The 19,084-nt window shown below is 71.8% G+C and carries 19 protein-coding genes; 10 read left to right on the top strand and 9 right to left on the bottom strand.

Annotated elements, in window-relative coordinates; genetic code table 11:
• Window positions 1-37: 37 nt before the first annotated feature.
• Complete coding sequence (locus AB0411_RS12630; RefSeq protein WP_366417260.1) at window positions 38-1,186, bottom strand: CaiB/BaiF CoA transferase family protein; 1,149 nt, start codon at window positions 1,184-1,186, stop codon at window positions 38-40.
• 786 nt (window positions 1,187-1,972) lie between these two features.
• On the opposite strand from AB0411_RS12630, the gene fabG reads away from it, so the two are divergent.
• Complete coding sequence (gene fabG / locus AB0411_RS12635) at window positions 1,973-2,734, top strand: 3-oxoacyl-ACP reductase FabG (RefSeq protein WP_366417261.1); 762 nt, start codon at window positions 1,973-1,975, stop codon at window positions 2,732-2,734.
• Window positions 2,731-4,740 (top strand): AMP-dependent synthetase/ligase, encoded by a 2,010-nt coding sequence (locus AB0411_RS12640; RefSeq protein WP_403147873.1) that lies wholly within the window; start codon window positions 2,731-2,733, stop codon window positions 4,738-4,740. Before fabG ends, AB0411_RS12640 begins: the two co-directional genes overlap by 4 nt.
• Window positions 4,741-4,901: 161 nt before the next feature.
• Here the strand turns inward: AB0411_RS12640 and AB0411_RS12645 are convergent, their stop codons facing one another.
• Window positions 4,902-6,044 carry a serine hydrolase domain-containing protein gene (locus AB0411_RS12645; RefSeq protein WP_366417263.1) on the bottom strand — a complete coding sequence of 381 codons (1,143 nt, stop codon included), beginning with the start codon at window positions 6,042-6,044 and terminating at the stop codon, window positions 4,902-4,904.
• Between the two features lie 110 nt (window positions 6,045-6,154).
• On the bottom strand, window positions 6,155-6,652 hold the full coding sequence (locus AB0411_RS12650) for a MarR family winged helix-turn-helix transcriptional regulator (RefSeq protein ID WP_366417264.1): 498 nt from the start codon (window positions 6,650-6,652) through the stop codon (window positions 6,155-6,157).
• Between the two features lie 59 nt (window positions 6,653-6,711).
• Here AB0411_RS12650 and AB0411_RS12655 point away from each other — a divergent pair, with 59 nt between their 5' ends.
• The gene (locus tag AB0411_RS12655; protein ID WP_366417265.1) at window positions 6,712-7,668 is read left to right on the top strand and encodes an amidohydrolase family protein; all 957 of its coding nucleotides are present in this window, start codon (window positions 6,712-6,714) and stop codon (window positions 7,666-7,668) included.
• Window positions 7,669-7,756: 88 nt separating this feature from the next.
• On the opposite strand, the gene AB0411_RS12660 is transcribed toward AB0411_RS12655, so the two are convergent.
• Window positions 7,757-8,518, bottom strand: a complete 762-nt coding sequence (locus tag AB0411_RS12660) for a class I SAM-dependent methyltransferase (RefSeq protein ID WP_366417266.1) — start codon at window positions 8,516-8,518, stop codon at window positions 7,757-7,759.
• Between the two features lie 218 nt (window positions 8,519-8,736).
• Between AB0411_RS12660 and AB0411_RS12665 the strand changes: the two genes are divergently transcribed.
• Window positions 8,737-9,285: a hypothetical protein gene (locus AB0411_RS12665; protein WP_366417267.1), complete on the top strand. Its 549-nt coding sequence runs from the start codon at window positions 8,737-8,739 to the stop codon at window positions 9,283-9,285.
• Window positions 9,286-9,501: 216 nt separating this feature from the next.
• On the opposite strand, the gene AB0411_RS12670 is transcribed toward AB0411_RS12665, so the two are convergent.
• Complete coding sequence (locus AB0411_RS12670) at window positions 9,502-10,659, bottom strand: serine hydrolase domain-containing protein (RefSeq protein ID WP_366417268.1); 1,158 nt, start codon at window positions 10,657-10,659, stop codon at window positions 9,502-9,504.
• Window positions 10,660-10,921: 262 nt separating this feature from the next.
• On the opposite strand from AB0411_RS12670, the gene AB0411_RS12675 reads away from it, so the two are divergent.
• Complete coding sequence (locus AB0411_RS12675) at window positions 10,922-11,095, top strand: hypothetical protein (protein WP_366417269.1); 174 nt, start codon at window positions 10,922-10,924, stop codon at window positions 11,093-11,095.
• Window positions 11,088-11,465, top strand: coding sequence for a hypothetical protein (locus tag AB0411_RS12680; RefSeq protein ID WP_366417270.1), 378 nt, complete (start codon window positions 11,088-11,090; stop codon window positions 11,463-11,465). Before AB0411_RS12675 ends, AB0411_RS12680 begins: the two co-directional genes overlap by 8 nt.
• A gap of 15 nt (window positions 11,466-11,480) precedes the next feature.
• On the opposite strand, the gene AB0411_RS12685 is transcribed toward AB0411_RS12680, so the two are convergent.
• On the bottom strand, window positions 11,481-12,080 hold the full coding sequence (locus tag AB0411_RS12685; protein ID WP_403147863.1) for an MBL fold metallo-hydrolase: 600 nt from the start codon (window positions 12,078-12,080) through the stop codon (window positions 11,481-11,483).
• Window positions 12,081-12,316: 236 nt separating this feature from the next.
• On the opposite strand from AB0411_RS12685, the gene AB0411_RS12690 reads away from it, so the two are divergent.
• Complete coding sequence (locus tag AB0411_RS12690) at window positions 12,317-13,906, top strand: alpha/beta hydrolase (protein ID WP_366417272.1); 1,590 nt, start codon at window positions 12,317-12,319, stop codon at window positions 13,904-13,906.
• A gap of 160 nt (window positions 13,907-14,066) precedes the next feature.
• On the opposite strand, the gene AB0411_RS12695 is transcribed toward AB0411_RS12690, so the two are convergent.
• Entirely contained in the window at window positions 14,067-14,534 is a 468-nt protein-coding gene (locus AB0411_RS12695) for a VOC family protein (protein WP_366417273.1), read from the bottom strand.
• A 476-nt stretch (window positions 14,535-15,010) separates the two neighbouring features.
• On the opposite strand from AB0411_RS12695, the gene AB0411_RS12700 reads away from it, so the two are divergent.
• On the top strand, window positions 15,011-15,697 hold the full coding sequence (locus AB0411_RS12700) for an HdeD family acid-resistance protein (protein WP_366417274.1): 687 nt from the start codon (window positions 15,011-15,013) through the stop codon (window positions 15,695-15,697).
• Window positions 15,698-16,203: 506 nt separating this feature from the next.
• A complete protein-coding gene (locus AB0411_RS12705; protein ID WP_366417275.1) occupies window positions 16,204-16,728 on the top strand; it encodes a MarR family winged helix-turn-helix transcriptional regulator in 525 nt (174 codons plus the stop codon).
• A 91-nt stretch (window positions 16,729-16,819) separates the two neighbouring features.
• Here the strand turns inward: AB0411_RS12705 and AB0411_RS12710 are convergent, their stop codons facing one another.
• A complete protein-coding gene (locus AB0411_RS12710) occupies window positions 16,820-17,500 on the bottom strand; it encodes a DUF4142 domain-containing protein (protein ID WP_366417276.1) in 681 nt (226 codons plus the stop codon).
• A 190-nt stretch (window positions 17,501-17,690) separates the two neighbouring features.
• A complete protein-coding gene (locus AB0411_RS12715) occupies window positions 17,691-18,182 on the bottom strand; it encodes a MarR family winged helix-turn-helix transcriptional regulator (protein ID WP_366417277.1) in 492 nt (163 codons plus the stop codon).
• A gap of 111 nt (window positions 18,183-18,293) precedes the next feature.
• Here AB0411_RS12715 and AB0411_RS12720 point away from each other — a divergent pair, with 111 nt between their 5' ends.
• On the top strand, window positions 18,294-19,040 hold the full coding sequence (locus AB0411_RS12720) for a dienelactone hydrolase family protein (protein ID WP_366417278.1): 747 nt from the start codon (window positions 18,294-18,296) through the stop codon (window positions 19,038-19,040).
• The last annotated feature ends 44 nt before the right edge of the window (window positions 19,041-19,084 follow it).

A 19,084-nucleotide genomic window follows, 5' to 3' on the forward strand; every position in this document is an offset into this window, starting at 1 on the left:
GGCGATACGGCACATGGCCGCCGCCCGCCGGGTGCGCTCACCCGACGGACGAGGCGGCGGCCACCACCCCGGCGGCCAGGAGCTCCTCGACCTCCGCGGCCGAGTAGCCCGTCTCGGCGAGTACCGCGGCCGTGGCGTCGCCGGGCCGGGCGGCCCGGGTCGGTGGTGCGCAGGGGGTGTCGCCGAAGCGTGGCGCCGGTGCGTGCTGGACCAGCCCCTCGCAGGTCACAAAGCTCTCGCGGGCCGCGAAGTGCGGGTGCCGGGGTGCCTCCTCCAAGGAGAGGACCGGAGCGAAGCAGGCGTCGACGTCCTCGAACACCGCACACCACTCGTCGCGCGTGCGCTGCCGGACCACCTCGGCGATCCGCTTCTTGTACTCCGGCCACCGGCTCCGGTCCCACGCATCGGTGAAGTCGGCCGGGTCCAGCCCCAGGGCCCGGTACATCGCCTGCTGGAACTGCGGCTCGACCGCACCGAAACTCACATGGCGGCCGTCGGCGGTCTCGTACGTGTCGTAGAAGTGCGCACCGCCGTCCAGCCAGTTGGTGCCCGCCCCGGGCAGCCAGCTGCCCTGCTGGCTGAGGCCGTAGAAGATGCCCATCAGCTGCGCCACGCCGTCGGCCATCGCCGCGTCCACCACCTGACCGCGGCCGGTGGTGGTGCGTGCCTGGAGCGCGGCGAGGATACCGACGGCCAGCAGCATGCCCCCGCCGCCGAAGTCGGCGAGCAGGTTGAGCGGAATCACCGGGCCGCTGCCCGGCCGGCCGATGGCCGACAACGCCCCCGACAGGGCCGTGTAGTTGATGTCATGACCGGCGGCCCGGGCCAGCGGCCCGGTCTGCCCCCAGCCCGTCATCCGCCCGTAGACCAGGCGCGGGTTGGCGTCGAGACACGGCCCGGGCCCCAGCCCCAGCCGCTCCATGACACCGGGCCGGAAGCCCTCGATGAGCACATCGGCGCGGTCGGTCAACCGCTGTGCCACCGCGCGGCCTGCGGGGGACTTCAGATCGACGGCGACCGACCGCCGGCTGCGGCCCAGGATGACGTCGTTGAACGGGCGGTCCACTTCGGCCGGCCGGTCGATCCGTACGACCCGGGCGCCGAGATCCGCCAGGACCGTCGCACAGAACGGCCCGGGCCCCTGGGCACCGATTTCGACTACCTGCAGACCGGTCAACGGCCCCATGCGCGCCTCCTTGCGTGCGCCGCGGGGACCTCCTTCACGGCACGCCCGAGTGCCCGGCGGCCGACCCGGAACGGCGCAGGGCGCGGCCGGGCGAGGCGGGGTGTTCGGGTGCCCCTCCCGGTCCGTTGCGGACAGGCGGGATGCCGGCCCGGGAACGTGGGGGAGTGGTGAGTGGAGGTCCGCCGCGGATGTGCGGATGGATCCCGCGCGGTGGCGGGATGGGACGCGACCCCGGGACTCCGCATGGCAGACGGTGCGCACGGGCTCGACGCCCGGAGGAATCCCGCGGTGGGTGACCGCCCGCTCGGCGGGCGCCGCTGGCCACAGTGTTAACGGTGATCAGCGCCCGTGTCCAGCGGACCGGTGCCGTGGCAGCCGTCACATCGCAGGTGTCCCGTCCGGCCCGCCCCGCGGGAGGCGAGCCCGCCATGGAGATCGCTGTGACGGATCAACGGGCAGCCATCACAAGGGAGTTGGGTCCCGCATGGCGTTCCCCCCGCCCCCGCCCGGCGGACCACAGGAGCCGGACCGAGACCCCGGGGCGGCACCGACGGCCGTCCCCGGAACCAGTGTTCCTACGGATGCGGTGCTCCGCCCCCGGACCGTTGGATGCAGGGAGCGCCGGCGGTGCCGCCCCGGGTGACGGTGGCAGCGCTGCGCACACACCGTGCACCACCACCCGTGCCGGGTGCCCCGCGGACCGACGCGGGCCGCCCGGCCCCGCTCGCCGAGCCGAGCGGCCCACCGCACCGCCCTGGACCCCAGGGCCCTCCCGGGAGGAACACCATGCCGGACCCGTCCCACCGCGTAGCCGTTGTCACCGGCGGTGCCCGAGGTATCGGCGCCGCCACCGCCGCACGCCTCGCCGCCGACGGCATGTCCGTCGCGGTCCTGGACCTCGACGCCACCGCCTGCGAGCCCGTGGTCGCCGCCATCACCGCGGCCGGCGGCCGGGCCCTGGCCGTCGCGGCGGACGTCTCCGACACCGACCAGGTCGACGCCGCCACAGCCCGCATCGCCGGTGAACTCGGCCCGCCGACGGTACTCGTCAACAACGCGGGCGTGCTGCGCGACAACCTCCTGTACAAGATGTCGGAGGCCGACTGGGAGACGGTCATGGGCGTCCATCTGCGCGGCGCCTTCCTGATGACCCGGGCGGTCCAGCGGTACATGACCGAGCAGCGCTGGGGCCGGATCGTGAACCTGTCCTCGACCTCCGCACGCGGAAACCGGGGTCAGGCCAACTACGCGGCGGCCAAGGCGGGACTCCAGGGATTCACCAGGACGCTCGCCGTGGAACTCGGCAAGTTCGGCATCACCGCCAACGCGGTCGCCCCGGGCTTCGTCGTCACCGAGATGACCCGCGCGACCGCGGCCCGCGTGGGCGCCGACTTCGAGGAGCTGCGGGCGCACATGGCCGCGCTGATCCCCGTCGCGCGGGTCGGCGAGCCCGAGGACATCGCCCACGCCGTGTCCTTCCTGGTGGGGGAGGAGGCCGGCTTTGTCTCCGGCCAGGTCCTCTACGTCTCGGGCGGCCCGCAGGGATGAGCGTCCCGGGCCCGCACCCCGCCGGCGCACCGCACCCGGCGACACCGCTACCGTCCGCAGCCGGCCGCGCGGCGCCGCGCGTCCGCAGAGAGGTGACAGTGAACCTTCCGCCGACCGACGGGGACCGTCCGGTCTCCCTCGCGCATCTCTTCCTCTCCCGCGTCCGGTCCACCCCGGAGGCGGAGGCGTACCGCCACCCCGTGCCCACCGGACCGGGCGGCGCGGACGAGGAGCAGTGGCAGTCGATGAGCTGGGAGCAGACCGGGCAACGCGTACGGGCCGTCGCCGCCGGACTGCTGTCACTGGGCATCGGCGCCGAGGACCGGGTGGCGATCGCCTCCGGTACGCGCCTGGAGTGGATCCTCGCCGACCTGGGCATCCTGTGCGCCGGCGCGGCCACCACCACCGTCTACCCCAGCACCGACGCCGACGAGACGGCCTACATCCTGGCCGACTCCGGCAGCCGCCTGCTGTTCGCCGAGGACGCGGCGCAGGTGGCCAAGGTCCTCGCCCACCGTGCCGAACTGCGCGCGCTGGCCGCGGTGGTCACCTTCGACCCGGTGCCGGCGCCCGACAGCGACGGGCCGGCCGCGGCGCTCCCGGTGCTCTCCCTCGCCGACCTGGAACGGCGCGGCGCGGAGCATCTGCGCGCGCACCCCGGAGCCGTCGAGCAGGCCGTTGCCGCCATCGACCGGGAGCATCTGGCCACCCTCATCTACACCTCCGGCACCACCGGCCGCCCCAAGGGCGTACGGCTGGTGCACGACTGCTGGGCCTTCCAGGCGCAGGCCGCCCGCGACCTGGGCCTGCTCACCACGGCCGACCTGGAGTACGCCTGGCTGCCCATGGCCCACGCCTTCGGCAAGAACCTGTTGTGCGGTCAGATCGCCGTGGGGTACGCCCTGGCGGTGGACGGCCGGCTCGACCGGATGACCGCCAACCTGCAGCGGCTCCGGCCGACCCTGATGGCCGCGGTGCCCCGGGTCTTCGAGAAGATCTACAACTCGCTGGCCGCCGAGGCGCGCGGCCGGGGCGGCCTGCAGCGGCGGATCTTCGACTGGGCCGCCCGGGTGGCCCGCGACTACGCCGCGGCCGCCCAGGAGCGGGGCGCCGCACACGGCGGCGGCATGGAAGCCGGCCGGCGCCTGGTGCCGTTCCCGCTCGCCGCCCGGCACGCCCTCGCCGACCGGCTGGTCTACGCCGGCGTCCGTGAGCTCTTCGGCGGCCGGATCCGGGGCTGTCCCACCGGCAGCGCCCCGCTCGCCCCCGACATCGGCCGCTTCTTCAGCGGCGCGGGGATACCGGTTCTGGAGGGGTACGGGCTGACCGAGTCGGCGTGCGGGGCGTCCATGAGCCTGGCGGAGTTCCGTACCGGCACGGCCGGCCGGCCGCTGCCCGGCGTCGAGGTGCGCATCGCGGACGACGGGGAAATCCTGATGCGCGGCCCGAACATCATGCGCGGCTACCACAACCTCCCCGAGCGGACGGCCGAAGTCCTCGACCCCGACGGCTGGTTCCACACCGGTGACCTCGGGGAACTCACGCCCGACGGCTATCTCCGCATCACCGGCCGCATCAAGGAACTGATCAAGACGTCCGGCGGCAAGTACGTCGCCCCGCTGGAGATCGAGAGCCGTTTCAAGGGCCTCTGCCCCTACGTCGCCAACATCGTCGTCATCGGGGACAACCGCAACTTCTGCACCGCACTGGTCACCCTCGACGAGGCATCGATCATGTCCTGGGCGAAGTCCCGCGGAACGACCGGCCGTTCGTATGCCGAGGTGTGTGCCGCGGCCGAGACCCGCGCGCTCGTGGAGCGGTACATCGGCCAGGTCAACGACGGCCTCCAGCGCTGGCAGACGATCAAGAAATTCGCCGTGCTGCACCGGGACTTCGACCTCGCCCACGGGGAACTGACTCCCAGCATGAAGGTCCGGCGGCGCCAGGTCGAACGCAGCTTCGCCGACCGGATCGAGGCCATGTACGAGGGCGCCCGCGAGCGTTGAGCCGGGCCGGAGGCGGCGGGCACCGGAACGGTTCCGGTGCCCGCCGTCTCCGGCCTGCCCGCGTCCGGGAGCCCGCGTCCGGGAGCCTGCGGCCCGCACGGCGTCGGCGCCCCCGGGGGAGCCGCACGGCACGGCACCCCCGGGAGCCCGCCGGGCCGGCGTCAGCCGAGCAGCGTGCCGTAGACGGCCGCGAGGAGCTTCATACAGCGGTCGTCCGTGGCCGCGCCGTGGTCCACCATGCGGTTGGGGACATAGGCGAACGCCATTCCGGCGTCCAGGTCGACCAGGCAGGCGGAGCCGCCGGCCCCGCCCCAGAAGCCGACGCGGGCGTGGGGGGAGACGGGCAGGCTGTCACTGGGCAGGGCGAAGCCCAGCCCCCAGCGGACCGGGAACTGCAGAATGCGGTCGAGCCCGTCGGTCTGGGTCCGGAACACCGCGTCGCAGGTGGCCTCCGACAACAGCCGCACGCCCCGCGCCTCGCCGCCGCCCGCCAGTACGGACTGGATCGCCGCGATCCCGTACGCATTTCCGTGCCCGTTGAACGCGGGCAATTCCGCCTCCCGCCATTCCGTGGTCCAGGCGACTTTGTGACCCGTCTCGTAGATCGGCGGATTGTTGAGGGCCTGCACCATCGGATGGTCCATGGGCACGCCCTCCGCTATCACCGGCGGCGGGATGACGGGGGACACCCGGTGATGCTGTGCCCGGGGCAGACCGATATGGAAATCGGCGCCGAGCGGGCGGGCGATTTCCCGGGAGAGGAAGGTGCCCAGGCTCAGGCCGGTGATCCGGCGGACCACTTCGCCGATGAGGTGTCCCTGGGTGTACCCGTGGTAGCCGCTCGCCGTGCCGGGCTCCCAGCGGGGCGTCTGCCGGGCGAGGAGGGCGGTGGACTTCCGCCAGTCGTACACGTCCTCGAAGGTCACCGGCTCGTCCCAGGCCGGCAATCCGGCGGAGTGCGCGAGCAGATGCCTGACCAGCACGTTCTCCTTGCCGGCCTGAGCGAACTCCGGCCAGTACCGGGCGACCGGGGCATCGAGGTCGAGCGTGCCGCGGTCGGCCAGCACCAGTGCGCACAGGGCCGTGACGGTCTTGGTGGTGGAGAAGACGTTGGTGAGGGTGTCGCGCTGCCACGGGCGGGTGCGGGCCTCGTCGGCATGGCCGCCCCAGAGGTTCACCACCGGCTCGCCGGCCAGAAAGACGGCGACGGACGCTCCGACGTCCGTGCCGTTCTCCAGATTTTCCCGGAACAAGTCCTCGACGGCGGAGAATCGCGCGTCGCAAGAGCCATTTATGTCGTTCATGCCGGCCAACTTAAAGGCGCCCGACTTCCGTTGCACGGGACACGGGGCGGGAATGCGGAAATGGAGTAGCCCTTACCCACCCGCCCATACCCGGAACAGGTGACGCTGTCCTACATTCCGTCGATCAGTTCCGTGAGCCGTTGGGTGAGTTCGGTGACGGCGGAGCGCTGTTCGGGACTGAGGTCGCGGTAGGCGCGCAACTGCCGCTCGCGCAGGCGGTCGCGGTGCTCGGCGAGCAGGGTGGCCCCGGGGTCGGTGAGGGCGATCTCCACCCGGCGTTCGTTGCCGGGGGCGCGGGTGCGGGTGATGACGCCGTCGCGTTCGAGCTGCTTGAGCATGCGGGTCGCCGTGGGGGCGGCGACGCCGGCGTGCTCGGCGACCTCGCCGACACCCAGCGTGCCGTGATCGGCGAGGGCTTCCAGGAGCTGGATCTGGGAGAGCGAGAGCGCCGGCCGGCCCTCCCCGGCCAGGCGCCCGCGGCTGCGGCGGACCGCGACGAGGAGGTGGTGCACCGCCCGGGTGAAGTCCTGGAACTGGGGATCGTCGGCCTGGGGTGCCGCCTCGGCGGGGTGCGCGGGAGCGGGGCCTCTTTGCGGTGCTGGGGTCACGGGAGTACGGTACCAGCGAGCTAATACTTAGCTTGCTAATTAACAGAGAGGCGCGAGTCATGACCCAGCGTGGCCGTATCGACACCCACCACCACATCGTTCCGCCGGACTACCGGGACTGGCTGCTCTCCCGCGGCGAAAGCGCCGGCGGCCTTCCCGTGCCCACCTGGAGCGCCGAAGCGGACCTCGCCTTCATGGACGGCCTGCGCATCGCCACTGCCGTACTGTCCGTCTCCACCCCGGGCACCCACCTCGGTGACGACGCCGAGGCCCGCACCTGGGCCCGCAAGGTCAACGACCACGCCGCCGAAACCGTGAAGGACCGCCCCGACCGCTTCGGCTTCTTCGCCAGCGTGCCCCTGCCCGATGTCGACGGCGCCCTGGACGAGGCCGCCCGCGCTCTGGACGAACTCGGGGCCGACGGCGTCATCCTGCTCACGAACTACCGCGGGGCCTACCTCGGCGACCCCGCCTTCGCGCCGCTGATGGCCGAACTCGGGCGCCGCGGAACCACCGTGTTCGTCCACCCGGCCGAACTCCCCGGCCCCACCGCCCCCGGCATCCCGCCCTACGCGGCCGATTTCCTCCTGGACACCGTCCGCGCCGCCATGAGCCTCACCCTGTCCGGCACCACCACCCGCCACCCGGACATCGCCTTCCTGCTGTCCCACGGCGGTGGCTTCCTGCCCTACGCCGCACACCGCATCGGCCTCGCGCTCGAAGGCCATCAGCGGGCCACCGGAGTCCACCCCGTGATGGACCGGGAAGCGCTCCTGGCCGGGCTGCGCCGCTTCTACTTCGACACGGCCCTGTCCGCCGGCCCCGCCACCCTCCCCAGCCTCCTCGCCTTCGCCGACCCCACCCGCATCACCTTCGGCAGCGACTACCCCCACGCCACCCCCGAAGGCGCCGACCACGTCACCGAGCAGCTCGACGCCCATCCCCTCGACGACGCCCAGCGCGCCGCCATCGAACGAGGCAACGCCGAGGTGCTCTTCCCGCGGCTGAGGGCGTGATCCAGGGGCGGGGAGGGCGCCGGCCCGCCCCGTGCGGTGGCCCCCACGCGGACCGAGCGCTCAGGGACGGGCACCTGCGAACGAGCGCTCAGGGGCGAGCCGCCACCAGCAGATCGACCACATAGCGCTCCTCCACCGAGCCGGCGGGGAAGAGCTCGCGCAGGCGGGTGTGCTCGTCGGCGAGGAACGCCTGCGCGGCACCCTCGCCGAGGACGAGGAACGCCGAGTGGCTGCTGATGTTGGCGAGATGCGTCTCCAGGGAGACGGTCCGGCCCCAGCCCACCTGACGCCGCGCGACACGGAGCCCTGAGAGCCCCGCGAGCCGCACGGCGTGACGGTCGTCCGGAAGCGCCTCGGAGGACGGTTCGCCCCCGCAGTGCCGGGCGATGCGTTCGTGCTGCGCGGCGATCCACGGCACATCGAGGGCGTGGGTGTTCCACCAGACGGCCAGAGCGCCCTCCGGCCGCAGCACCCGCAACGCCTCGGGGACCGAGCGGTCGGTATCCGTCCAGTGCCAGGACTGCGCGTACGTGACCAGGTCGCAGGAGGCATCGGCGAGGGGCAGGGCATTGCCGTCGCCCCGGACGATCGGCACGTCGGGGAGCGTGCCGCGGAACTGGGCGGCCATACCGTCGCCCGGCTCGACGGCGAGGACACCGGCGCCGCGTTCCCGTAACAGGGCGGTGGCGATGCCCGTGCCCGCACCGACGTCGGCGACACGGGCCCCGGCGAGGGGGCGGCCCCAGAGCTCCTCGACGGCGTCCAGGAGAGCGGGCGGGTAGGAGGGCCGGTTCGCGGCGTACCGGGCCGCCGCCGTGTTGAACGAATGGGCACGCGAAAGAGAGGTCATCCCGCCATCCTCGCCTACTGCCCACCGCCCCGCCCTTCTCCGACGGGCGCTCGCCCGCCATCTGACGAGGCGTCCCCTTCGTCCGTCCGGGGCGACCGCGCCGCCACGGCAACCTGACCGCTCGCCGTTCCCACGGGCCGCCCGCCGCGGCGGCTAGGGTGCGCACAAGGTGCCCGGGCGGCAGTCGGACCGCCGGGCCGCCCGGAACGGAGCGTACGGTGACACTCTCGCCCTCGGTGCGAAAAGGGATCTGGATCGCCCCCCTTCTGCTGGCGACCCTGGGCATCGGTGTGGCCGTCGTCGTGGGCGTCGCGGATGCCGGCCCCACGGAACAGACCGAACCCGCCGCCTCCGCCACCTCCGGCAGCCCGCTGCTCACCGAGGTCGCCGAGCAGATCGCGCTGCCGGCGCGGACCTGGACCGCGTCCGGCACCCACACCGCACAGGGTTATACGACCGAGGCGGCCAAGACCATCAGCGTCGACGGCATGAAGGCCGACTGCGACAACATCAACCTCAACAAGAAGCTGGCCGCCGACTTCCGCAGCGACGTGTTCGGCCCCGGCATGAAGGGCTTCTTCCCCAAGTGCCAACGGGTCGCCCCGGGCACCAACAAGTACTGGTTCACGATCAGTTCCGCGGACCGCGCCCAGATCGACAAGCTCTGTGATCCCCGCACCACGTACCCGGTCGTCCACGACGAGCAGCACCGGACCTACTGGATCGACAAGCCCTTCACCTGCACCAGCCGCGTCGGCCCTTCGTAGCGCGTCGCCCCGGGACGACGCGGCACCAGCGTCCCGGAAGCGCGCCGGACCGGCCGCACCCGTGGCGTGAGGGGCACCGGCCGGGATCCACGGTGCCATGGACGGGGCAGCACCCAGGTGGCGCCGGTGGCCCGTACGGACGGCACTCCCCGCCGCTTTGCTGCTTCGGCTCCTCCGTCGTCGACGCCCTCGGCGGCGCCCCCGGCTCCGGCGGCGCTAGGCGAGTGCGGCCTCGTGGACCGCCTTCGACAGGCGGGCGTTCTCGGGTGCGGCGCCGCCCGGGAAGGCGAAGCGGCGGCGGGTGTAGCCGTAGGCGAGGCCCGAGCGGGGGTCGCCGAAGGCGAGGGAGCCGGCTGCGCCGCTGTGGCCGAAGGCGTGGGCGGCGAGTGCCGGGAACAGCATGCCGACGGCCTCGAAGCCCAGCGCGAAGGTGCTCGGGTTGTGGAAGACCAGGTCGGTGCCGACCGAGTGGATGCGGGAGAACTCGGCGACGGTCTCCGGCTTGAGCAGCGCGCCCAGGCCGTTGAACGCGCCGATGGTCGCCGCGTACATCCCGGCGATGCCGCGCGCATTGCCCACGCCGCCGACCGAGGCCGGGCTCTTGGCCAGTGCGGCGTCGGAGTTGACGAACGCGGTCAGGTCGAAGGACGGGTCGGCGCTGCGGTTGAAGGCGATGGCGGCGCGGCTGTGGCGGCCGCCCGCGTTCGCGGTCAGCTCGGCGAGCTGCTCGGGGGTCGGCAGCATCGGCAGCACGTCGCGGTGCCGGGCCCGCTCGGACTCGGGAAGCCCCAGGAAGAAGTCGAGGGCGTACGGTGCGCGGACCCGCTCCTCGTAGATCTCCTGGAGGGAGCGGCCGGTGGTCCGCCGTACGACCTCACCGGTGAGCGCGCCGATCACCAGGGCGTGATAGCCGTGGCCGACGCCCGGCTGCCAGAACGGCCGCTGACCGGCGAGCCGTTCGGCGATCACGCGGTCGTCGGCGAGTTCCTCCGGGGTGAAGCCGTCGTCCGCGCCGATGACGCCGGAGCGGTGCGCGAGCAGCTCGCGCAGGGTCAGCGCGCCCTTGCCCTCGGCGGCGAACTCGGGCCAGTAGTCGGCGACCTTGCGGTCGAGCTCCAGGACACCGTCCTGCACGAGCAGCGCGACCACCAGGTGCGCGGCGCCCTTGGTGGTGGAGAAGACACCGGTCAGCGAGTCCCCGGTGACGTCTCCCGCCCACAGGTCCACCACCAGCTCGCCGTCCTTGTACGTGGCGAGCTGCGCGCCCGGGTCGTGCTCCTGCTCCGCGACGAACGCGGCGAACTCCTCGCGTACGCCTTCGTACCCCTCGGCGACGGTGCCGTGGACCGTGGTGCCGGCCGTGTCGTTCGACATCAGTTTCCCCTCGTATCCCACTCGCTGGGTGCGGTGTGTCGGCGCGCTGCCTACGGAAGAGGCCAACCGGCGGCCGGCGCCCGTCATTCCCGCGGCACGGGGAGACGTCCCGCGCCGACACCATGGGACGTACTGCCGATACCCGCCGTCATCTGTTGGACGTACGGGAATTGCCCTGGGCGCGGCTGAACTCACCTGCCACAGGGCGATGTTGAGGTCACCAGCGGGGGTCACGCGGTTCGCGTCCCAGTAGCCTGCCGTCATGGAATGGGAAGCCTTGGTGAGCACCCTCGCCGCCGTCACGACCGTGCTGCCGGTGCTTGCTTCGCTGGTGCGCAAGTGGCTGCGACGGGAGCACGAGATCCAGCGGATCGAGAGTGTGGTCCGCAGGACCACCGGCCGTGACCCTCGCAGCGAGGAGGGCATCGGTGGCTGACAAGAAGGTGCGCGCCCGGTCCATCCACGCGGAAGACGTGAGCAGCGTGGGTGTCGCCGGCCTCGTGGTCACGGTCGGGTTCAATCTCGGCGCGAACACATGGCCGGGTAAGTGCTTGATCTGGTCCTCGCTGTTCCTCGTGCTGCTTCTCCCGCCGCTCGTCGCCGCCGCACTGAACGTGGTCGACGACCGGCTGCGGTACTGGCAGTGGAAGGGGCTGCGGAACAGGCTGCAGAAGACGCTCGACAAGACCACCGATGCCGACTCCCGGCGCCTGCTGCAGGCCGAGATCCACAAGGCGGACCTCGAACTGGCGAAGATCCTGGTGGAGAGCATGCGCGGCATCCACGCGGAGAAGGCGGAGTCCTGAGGGCGGCCGGCTCCGTCACGGTGCGGAGGAACCCGCCGGAAGCCAGTCGTAACAGCCGCCGCACTCGCGGGTGAGCCAGCCGTTGATGCTGCCGAGCCCCCGCTCGTTGATCTGCCCGTCGTGGATGCCGTACGCCCGTTCCGGACCCACGGCGCGTACGAAGTCGATGGTCTCCGCCGTCTTCAGCCACGACCCCTGCAGGGGGACGAGCAGGGTCTCCACCGGCCGCTCGGGAACGTGCAGCGCGTCCCCGGGGTGGTAGAGGCCCTCCCCGAGGAGGTAGCCGAGGTTGGCGCACTCCGGGAGGCCGTCGTAGACGTGGGCGTGCCGCCCGCCGTGGGCGGTCACCCGGAAGCCGGCCGCGGTGAACTCCTCGCCGGCCGCGACACCGATGAAGTCCAGGCCCGGGATCCGCGCCGCCCTGGGCGCGTAGACGGGCACGTTCAACGCCGTCAGCCGTGACACGTCGACGTGGTCGTTGTGCTCGTGGGTCACCAGAACCGCATCCGCGCCGTCGAGCACCTCGGGCTCGCTCCAGACGCCGGGGTCGATGACCAGCGTGCCGCCGCCGTGTGCCAACCGGACGCAGGAGTGGGTGTACTTGGTCATCCGCACCCGCAGGAGCATAGCCGCAGCGTCGCGCCTTCCCCGGAGAAGTGGCGCGATCCGGCGGCGGTGAAGGCGGGGCTGTGACCCGGGTGGAGGATACGGCACACCCCGTACGACTCCAGGACCATTTGTCCGGCGGTCCGTCCGCCCATGGTCGGACGCACTGTGACCCGTTGAGGGATTCGTCCCAACTGCCTTTTGCGCAAGGGTGAGTGCGTCCCAGACGTATGGATCCGAAGGGCATGACTTACGTGCGAAGCAGACGAATAGCCCCCGTTCTGGCGGTGAGTGCGCTCGCGGCACTGGTTCCGGCGGTCACGCCGGCGACCGCCTCCGCCGCGGCGCGCTCGTTACCGGAGTACGCCCAGCAGAAGCCCGCCTGGCACCGCTGCGGCAGTGCCACCCCGGCAGCCTTCCAATGTGCCACTCTCAAGGTTCCGTTGGACTACAGCCGTCCGGACGGCAAGAAGATCGATCTCGCGATCTCGCGGATCAAGGCGAGCAGCCCCGCCGAGCGCCGAGGTGTTCTGCTGCTCAATCCCGGAGGGCCGGGTGGGTCGGGACTCGACCTGCCGGAATCGCTGAGGACCGCGATCCCCAAGTCCGTGACGAAGAAGTACGACCTCATCGGCTTCGACCCGCGGGGCGTCGGCGCGAGCTCGCCGCTCGGCTGCGGGCTGACCGCCGACGAGGAGAACTGGCAGCGTCCCTACAAGGCCGCGGAGTACGCCAAGGACGTCAAGTGGGCCCGGACCGTCGCCGAGAAGTGCGACGCCAAGCAGGGCGACACGCTGCGCCACATCACCACCCGCAACACCGCCCGCGACATGGACGTGGTCCGGGCCGTGCTGGGCGAGAAGAAGATCTCCTACCTCGGGTACTCGTACGGCACCTATCTCGGCGCCGTCTACACCCAGATGTTCCCGCGGCGCACCGACCGCTTCGTCCTCGACAGCGCCATCGACCCCGCGCGGATCTGGCGGGGCATGATGCAGGTCTGGTCGGAGGGCAGCGAACCCGCGTTCACCAGGTGGAGCAAGTGGACCGCCCGGCGCGACGCCACCTACAAGCTGGGCAGCACCCCGGACAAGGTCCGTAAGACGTTCTGGGATCTGGTCGCCCGGGCGAACCGGAAGCCGATCGTGTTCCACGGCGCCCCGCTGAGCGGCGACGACATCCGTGCGGGCCGTGCCATGTTCTTCAGTGTGCGCACGGCGGCCGAGACGGTCGTCGAACTGAAGAAGGCCGCCGCGGACAAGAACCAGGCCGTCACCCCGGGCACCGGCAAGCGCGAGCGGCCCACGCCGCCGGCGTTCGGCCGCGCCGTGCCCTCGGACAACTCCACCGCCGCCTTCTGGGCGGTCGTCTGCGGTGACACCCGCGCCTGGCCGCGAGACCCCGAGCAGTACCGCCGTGACGCGGTGCGGGACAAGGCCAAGTACCCCCTGTACGGCGACTTCGCCTCCACCATCAAGCCGTGCGCGTTCTGGAAGAAGAACGGCAGCGAACCCGCCACCACCATCGACAACAAGGTCGGCGTCCTCACCCTGCAGAACGAGTGGGACCCCCAGACGCCCCTGCCCAGCGGCCTCGGTATGCACCGGGCCCTGAAGGGCTCGAAGATGGTCATGGTCGCAGGCGGCGTCGGACACGGCATCTACGGTTCCAAGTCGTGCGCCGACAAGACGGCCACCGCGTACCTGACCACGGGCAGGCTCCCGGCGAAGGACGTGGTCTGCCAGGCACCGGCGCCCGCACGTGAGAGCAGCAGCGTAGGAAATCTGCCGCTTCCCGCGCCGCCGGGCCTTCCGGGGATGCCCGGTCGTTCCTGATCCGGCGGTCCGGCGGTCCGGTGAGCCGCCCCCCACCCGACCCGGCGATCCGCTGCGGATGAGGTGGACGGAGGGAATGACGTAATGAAGTGAGGCGATGTGGCGTGGGGTTTCTGCCCGGCGGGGCGGGCCCCGCGTCGCATCGGCTCCGGTGCTCCGGCTATCCGGAACTGCTGTCGGTGCGGGCGTAAATGCCTTGCAGCATGCCGGTGGCCTGTCCGACCTCGATCAGGTGGCCGTCGGGGTCGCGCAGGTAGCAGCGGAGTTCGGCCCGACGGTCGAGGGGCGGTGTCAGGAACTCGGCTCCCTTTGCGCTCCATTGGGCGTAGCAGGCCTCGATGTCGGCGACCCGCAGGTTGATGAAGGCGGAGACGGTGTGCGGATCGTCGGGCGGGACCAGGGTCACATCCGGCTTGTCGGGGGTCGGGCCGCCGCCCGGGTTCATGATGATCCAGCTGTTGGCGAGCCGCACGATGCAGGGGTTCTCCGCGAGGACCACCCGCCCGCCGATCACCTCGCTGTAGAAGCGGCGCGACCGTGCCACATCGCGCACCGTCAGGAAGTGGGTCACCAACAGCCCCTCGCTCGGGGCGGGGAGACCGTCGTCGGGAAGACCGTCGTTGTCCATGCCACGCCTCTCTCCGCCGGACGCGATGCCGCGACCTTCCGCGGCATCCGCAGCATCCGCGACGTCCGGCGCATTGTCGAGCTGTACGAGTCCGAGTCCGGCACCGCCGACGTGCAGACCGCCGCGGCCCAGAGGTGCGAGGTGCGCCTTGCCATGAGCGGCACCTCGGGAATGCGCACAGCTCCATGGGAGAGGGGCCGAGGAAGACGACCGGCACCTCAGCGAGGGCGATCGGCCCCGCGGTGCCCTCTGGCTCTTGGGGCCTGTGCTTTCCATGCAAGCCCGTCACCGAGCGTGCCGCAACCCACGGGCGCACGGTGGGCGTGCGGTGGGCCGTTCTGCCTGATCGGGACCCGGAGGGCCGGCTGTGGCCACGGACGGGACGCGGGAGCGTCCGCCGGGCGGGACGGGGCCGGGCGGGTGACGATGGAACTGGAACGATCCGACCGTGTTCTTCCGTGGAGGAGGCAGACGGCATGACACACCCCACCGATTCCTCAGGCACCGGCCCTCCGCGTGACACCGGGACACGGGACGTCTCCCCGGACGAGGGCCTGACCGCCCTGGCGAACATGGGCTGGCAGTTCCTGCTCACCACGGGCCTGGCTGCGATCGCCCTGGGCGTCGTCGCGCTGGCCTGGCCGAGTCAGACCCTGCGGGTCGTCGGCGTGCTCTTCGGCATCTACCTGCTGGCCATTGGCGTCTTTCAGCTGGCCGCCGCCTTCGGGACGCATGTCCCCCGGCATCTGCGGGTGCTGCATTTCGTCACCGGCGCGATCTCCGTCCTGCTGGGCCTGGTCTGCTTCCGGGGCACCCTGGAGTCGATTCTGCTGCTCGCGCTGTGGATCGGCTTCGGCTGGCTGATCCGCGGCATCATGATGACCGCCACGGCGGCTTCCGCCGAGGGCATCCCGGCACGTGGCTGGCAGGTGTTCCTGGGCATCCTCACGACGCTGGCGGGCATCGTGCTGATCGTGTTGCCGTTCGGCTCGATCGCCGCGCTGACCTTCGTGGTCGGGGTCATGGCCATCGTCCTGGGCGCGGTCGAGGTCTTCCACGCGCTCAAGTTGCGCGCCGAAGTCGGCCGCCGCCTCACCCCGGGCTCCGCCCCCAAGCGGCGGACCCTGTTCCACTCCGGCCCACGTCCCCACCCTCAGCACTGACCAGGGGGACACGGCGGCCGACGGCGGGCCCTGTGCCCCTCGGGCCCCCACCCCCATCAAGCGGACGCGACGGTTGATCCGGCCGGGAAGCACGGCCGGATCAGTGGCCGAGGAGCGAGACCAGGGCGTCCGGCTGCCCTTCTCTCGCCCACCGTGACCCACCGCAGCCAGGTGAAGCGGGAGATCCGCACCCTCCTCGCCCGCGCCCTCCTCGCCCGCGCCGCCGCCCCGTGCCGCCGCCTCCGACGTCTCCGCGCCTCCTCATGACCATGCCTCCCGCCCGGCCGCCCGCAGCTGCCGCCCCGCCCGGACACGTCGCAGCGATCATCGCCGCCACTCCGGCCGCCGTGGCCCTCTACATGCCTCCGCGGCCTCTTTCGCCTGCCGCGGCTCCACCGGTGGCTCCGCCGTCACCGCCGCAACCTGCGCCCTTGCCCCCCCCCGTCTCGGCCCTCCAGGGGCGGCCGAGTGAGGGTGCGGAGAGCGGAGGACGGTAAAAAGGGGGAATGGCCGAGCGTGAAGCCCCCGCGGGGGACGTGGATGATGTGGACGCGGTGACCCGTGCGGTGCTCACGGCGTCGAGGTTGTTGGTGGCGGTGTCTGCGCGTTCGCTGGCAGAGGTCGAAGAGCGGGTGACGCTGCCGCAGTTCAGGATGCTGGTGGTCCTCTCCACGCGCGGCTCCGCCAAGTTGGTCGTCCTCGCCGAGCTGCTCCAGGTCGCCCCCTCGACCGCGATGCGGATGGTGGACCGGCTCATCGCGGCGGGTCTGGCGGACCGGCAGACCAACCCCGCCAACCGGCGCGAGACCGTACTGCGGCTCACCGACGAGGGGCGGCGCACCGTGGAGAACGTCACCAGCCGGCGCCGCGCCGAGATCAGCGCGATCGTCGAGCGGCTCGCCCCGGACCAGCGCACGGCCCTCATCAAGGCCCTGGCCACTCTCAACGAGGCGGGCGGTGAACCGCCCGCGGAGGAAACGGAGTTGCACCCCCTGGGGTGGGTCGACGCCCCCGCGGGGCGCGGTGCATGACTCCGGTGCCCACCGGAGCCCGCGGGAGGCGCACCGCGCGCCCGACTGCCCGGCGAGGGCTGCATGCCGCGCAAGTAGCCGCCTGTGCTGCTCACTTGGGAATGGTCGAGGCGACGTCGTCGAGCGTGGCGTCGGTGACCAGGCCGGTGTCCTCCAGCACGCTCATGTGGTCCTGGACGGTGTTGTTGGTCTGCGTGGCCAGTCGCCGGATCAGCGAGTTCTTGGTCGCGGCGCGGACCTCGCCGATGGTGATGAAGATCTTGCCGTGGGAAGCGCGCAACAGGTCCACGAAGAGCTGGTCGAACTCGCGGCCCCGGGCGTTCTTCAACTGGTCCACCCAGCCCTGTTGTTCGGCGGTGGCCTGGTCGGGTATGGGCACGTTCAGCGCCTCGGAGTCCTCGCGGGCCAACTCGTCGAGTGTGCTGTGCCCTTCGAGCAGGTGCATTCCGGCGCGCTTGATGGATTCACTCGACGCATGCGTCTGGGCGAGCCGGCCCGCGGGCATCTCCCACAGTCCGGCCTGCCGGACCTTGGTGAGGAAGGTCTTGTCCAGCGCATTGACCGGGCCCGAGTTGGCGGGCTGACCGGACCGGGGCCCGGCCGGGCCGGCATGTGCCGCCGGGAGGTTGGCGGAGACCGACTCACCGGCGGAGCTGTTTCTCTGGTAGAGCCAGACGGAAGCGGTGGCGATGACCGCCAGCACGGCGACCGTGAGGGTGAGCACCCGACCACGACCGGCTGACGGCTTGGTGTTCCGAGCGTGAGACTTCATCATGCCTCCTGGAGGGCGCGGCAATGCACCGGGGGCACTGTGGCGCGGTGGACTGCTGGGGCATGAGCCACGCTAATCTTTGCATCAGGCAAACGAATTGATTCAGTGATGATGCACAAAAGCGGGTGGCGCCCGCGCACCATCCGCTACGATCCCGCCTTTGCCCCCGGAGGCCCGGAACTCCCCGGGACTACGCCGGGTCGGAGGTCCCGGTGTGGTGGTCCAGCAAGCGGATGAGCAACTGCACCAGCTGGTCGCGTTCGGCCGGACTCAGCGGTGCGAGCAGTTCGTCGTGGAGACCGTCCAGGACCGTGTCGAGGCGGCGTAGCCGACGCCGGCCCCGGGCGGAGATCGTGATGATGTTGCGGCGCCGGTCGCCGGGGTCCGGCGCCCGCTCGACGAGGCCGCGCTCGGCCAGTTCGTCGAGCACGCCGACCAGGTCGCTGCGGTAGATGCCGGTGCGTCCGCTCAGCTCCGCTTGGCTGCCGGGTCCGAGGTCCTGCAGCGAGGCGAGCACGGCGTAGTGCCATTTGCGGGCGTCGACCCGGGCCAGCCCCTCGTTGACCAGCCGGTCGGACCGCACGGTCAGCTGCGACAACAGCCGGCTCGCCCGTCGGCGCAGCCTGTCGGGTGTCCTGGGTGCGCCGCCCTCGGGCAGGTCGGCGGCTTCGGCTCCGGTCATGGCGTCCATCCTGCCCATTGCGTTAGTCCGACTAACGATATACGTTCACCGACACTCCGAAAACGTCAGTCCCACCAACGTTGTTGGAGTGCCCCTCACGGAAGGAAGAACTTGCCCCTCACGACGCTGCAGATTCCCACCACGGACGGCCGGGCCGACGCCTTCGCCGCCTACCCCGACCACGGCGAGCGGCACCCCGGGGTGCTGATGTACGCGGACGCCTTCGGCATCCGGCCCGTGGTGCAGGAGATGGCCCGCGAACTGGCCGGCCACGGGTACTACGTGCTCGTCCCCCACTTCTTCTACCGGCACGGCCCGGCACCACTGGTCGAGCTTCCCGAGCACATCGGAGAAGAGGCCCGCTCCGCACTCGTCGCGCAGCTGATGCCCTTGATCGAGGCGCACACCACCGAACGTGTCCTCGGCGACGCCGACGCCTACCTCAGGTTCCTCACCACCCGGCCCGAGGTCGCCGACGGGCCGGTCGCGGTGACCGGCTACTGCATAGGCGGGCTCCTGGCGATGCGCACCGCCGCGGCCCACCCCGGCCAGGTGGCCGCCGTCGCCGGATTCCACGGCCCCGTGGTCGCCGGCGGTCCCGACAGTCTGCACCGCCTCCTGTCCACGCTCACCGCCCAGGTCCACCTCGGCCACGCCGAGACGGACATGACGCCCGAGGCCCTCGGCGAGCTCAACCGGGCCCTGGACGCCGCCGGTGTCGCCCACACCTCCGAGATCTACCCCGGCACCCTCCACGGCTTCACCATGGCCGACACCGACGCCTTCAACCCCTCGGCCCTGCGGCGCCACTGGGACCGCCTGCTCCCCCTCCTCGCCCGCACCCTCGGCACCAACTGAGGTTCCTGCGGATCTCTTGGGCTCCGGTTGCGCGGACCCGAGGG

The sequence above is a fragment of the Streptomyces angustmyceticus genome, from assembly GCF_040701845.1.
Taxonomy (GTDB): Bacteria; Actinomycetota; Actinomycetes; order Streptomycetales; family Streptomycetaceae; genus Streptomyces; species Streptomyces angustmyceticus_A.

What these genes read in the sequence shown, in the direction of transcription:
- AB0411_RS12645 (WP_366417263.1), bottom strand. Translation starts at nt 6,044, where the DNA reads ATGAACGACATAAATGGCTCTTGCGACGCGCGATTCTCCGCCGTCGAG.
- AB0411_RS12690 (WP_366417272.1), top strand. Translation starts at nt 12,317, where the DNA reads ATGACTTACGTGCGAAGCAGACGAATAGCCCCCGTTCTGGCGGTGAGT.
- AB0411_RS12655 (WP_366417265.1), top strand. Translation starts at nt 6,712, where the DNA reads ATGACCCAGCGTGGCCGTATCGACACCCACCACCACATCGTTCCGCCG.
- AB0411_RS12700 (WP_366417274.1), top strand. Translation starts at nt 15,011, where the DNA reads ATGACACACCCCACCGATTCCTCAGGCACCGGCCCTCCGCGTGACACC.
- AB0411_RS12670 (WP_366417268.1), bottom strand. Translation starts at nt 10,659, where the DNA reads ATGTCGAACGACACGGCCGGCACCACGGTCCACGGCACCGTCGCCGAG.
- AB0411_RS12715 (WP_366417277.1), bottom strand. Translation starts at nt 18,182, where the DNA reads ATGACCGGAGCCGAAGCCGCCGACCTGCCCGAGGGCGGCGCACCCAGG.
- AB0411_RS12705 (WP_366417275.1), top strand. Translation starts at nt 16,204, where the DNA reads ATGGCCGAGCGTGAAGCCCCCGCGGGGGACGTGGATGATGTGGACGCG.
- AB0411_RS12710 (WP_366417276.1), bottom strand. Translation starts at nt 17,500, where the DNA reads ATGAAGTCTCACGCTCGGAACACCAAGCCGTCAGCCGGTCGTGGTCGG.
- AB0411_RS12695 (WP_366417273.1), bottom strand. Translation starts at nt 14,534, where the DNA reads ATGGACAACGACGGTCTTCCCGACGACGGTCTCCCCGCCCCGAGCGAG.
- AB0411_RS12630 (WP_366417260.1), bottom strand. Translation starts at nt 1,186, where the DNA reads ATGGGGCCGTTGACCGGTCTGCAGGTAGTCGAAATCGGTGCCCAGGGG.
- AB0411_RS12660 (WP_366417266.1), bottom strand. Translation starts at nt 8,518, where the DNA reads ATGACCTCTCTTTCGCGTGCCCATTCGTTCAACACGGCGGCGGCCCGG.
- fabG (WP_366417261.1), top strand. Translation starts at nt 1,973, where the DNA reads ATGCCGGACCCGTCCCACCGCGTAGCCGTTGTCACCGGCGGTGCCCGA.
- AB0411_RS12675 (WP_366417269.1), top strand. Translation starts at nt 10,922, where the DNA reads ATGGAATGGGAAGCCTTGGTGAGCACCCTCGCCGCCGTCACGACCGTG.
- AB0411_RS12640 (WP_403147873.1), top strand. Translation starts at nt 2,731, where the DNA reads ATGAGCGTCCCGGGCCCGCACCCCGCCGGCGCACCGCACCCGGCGACA.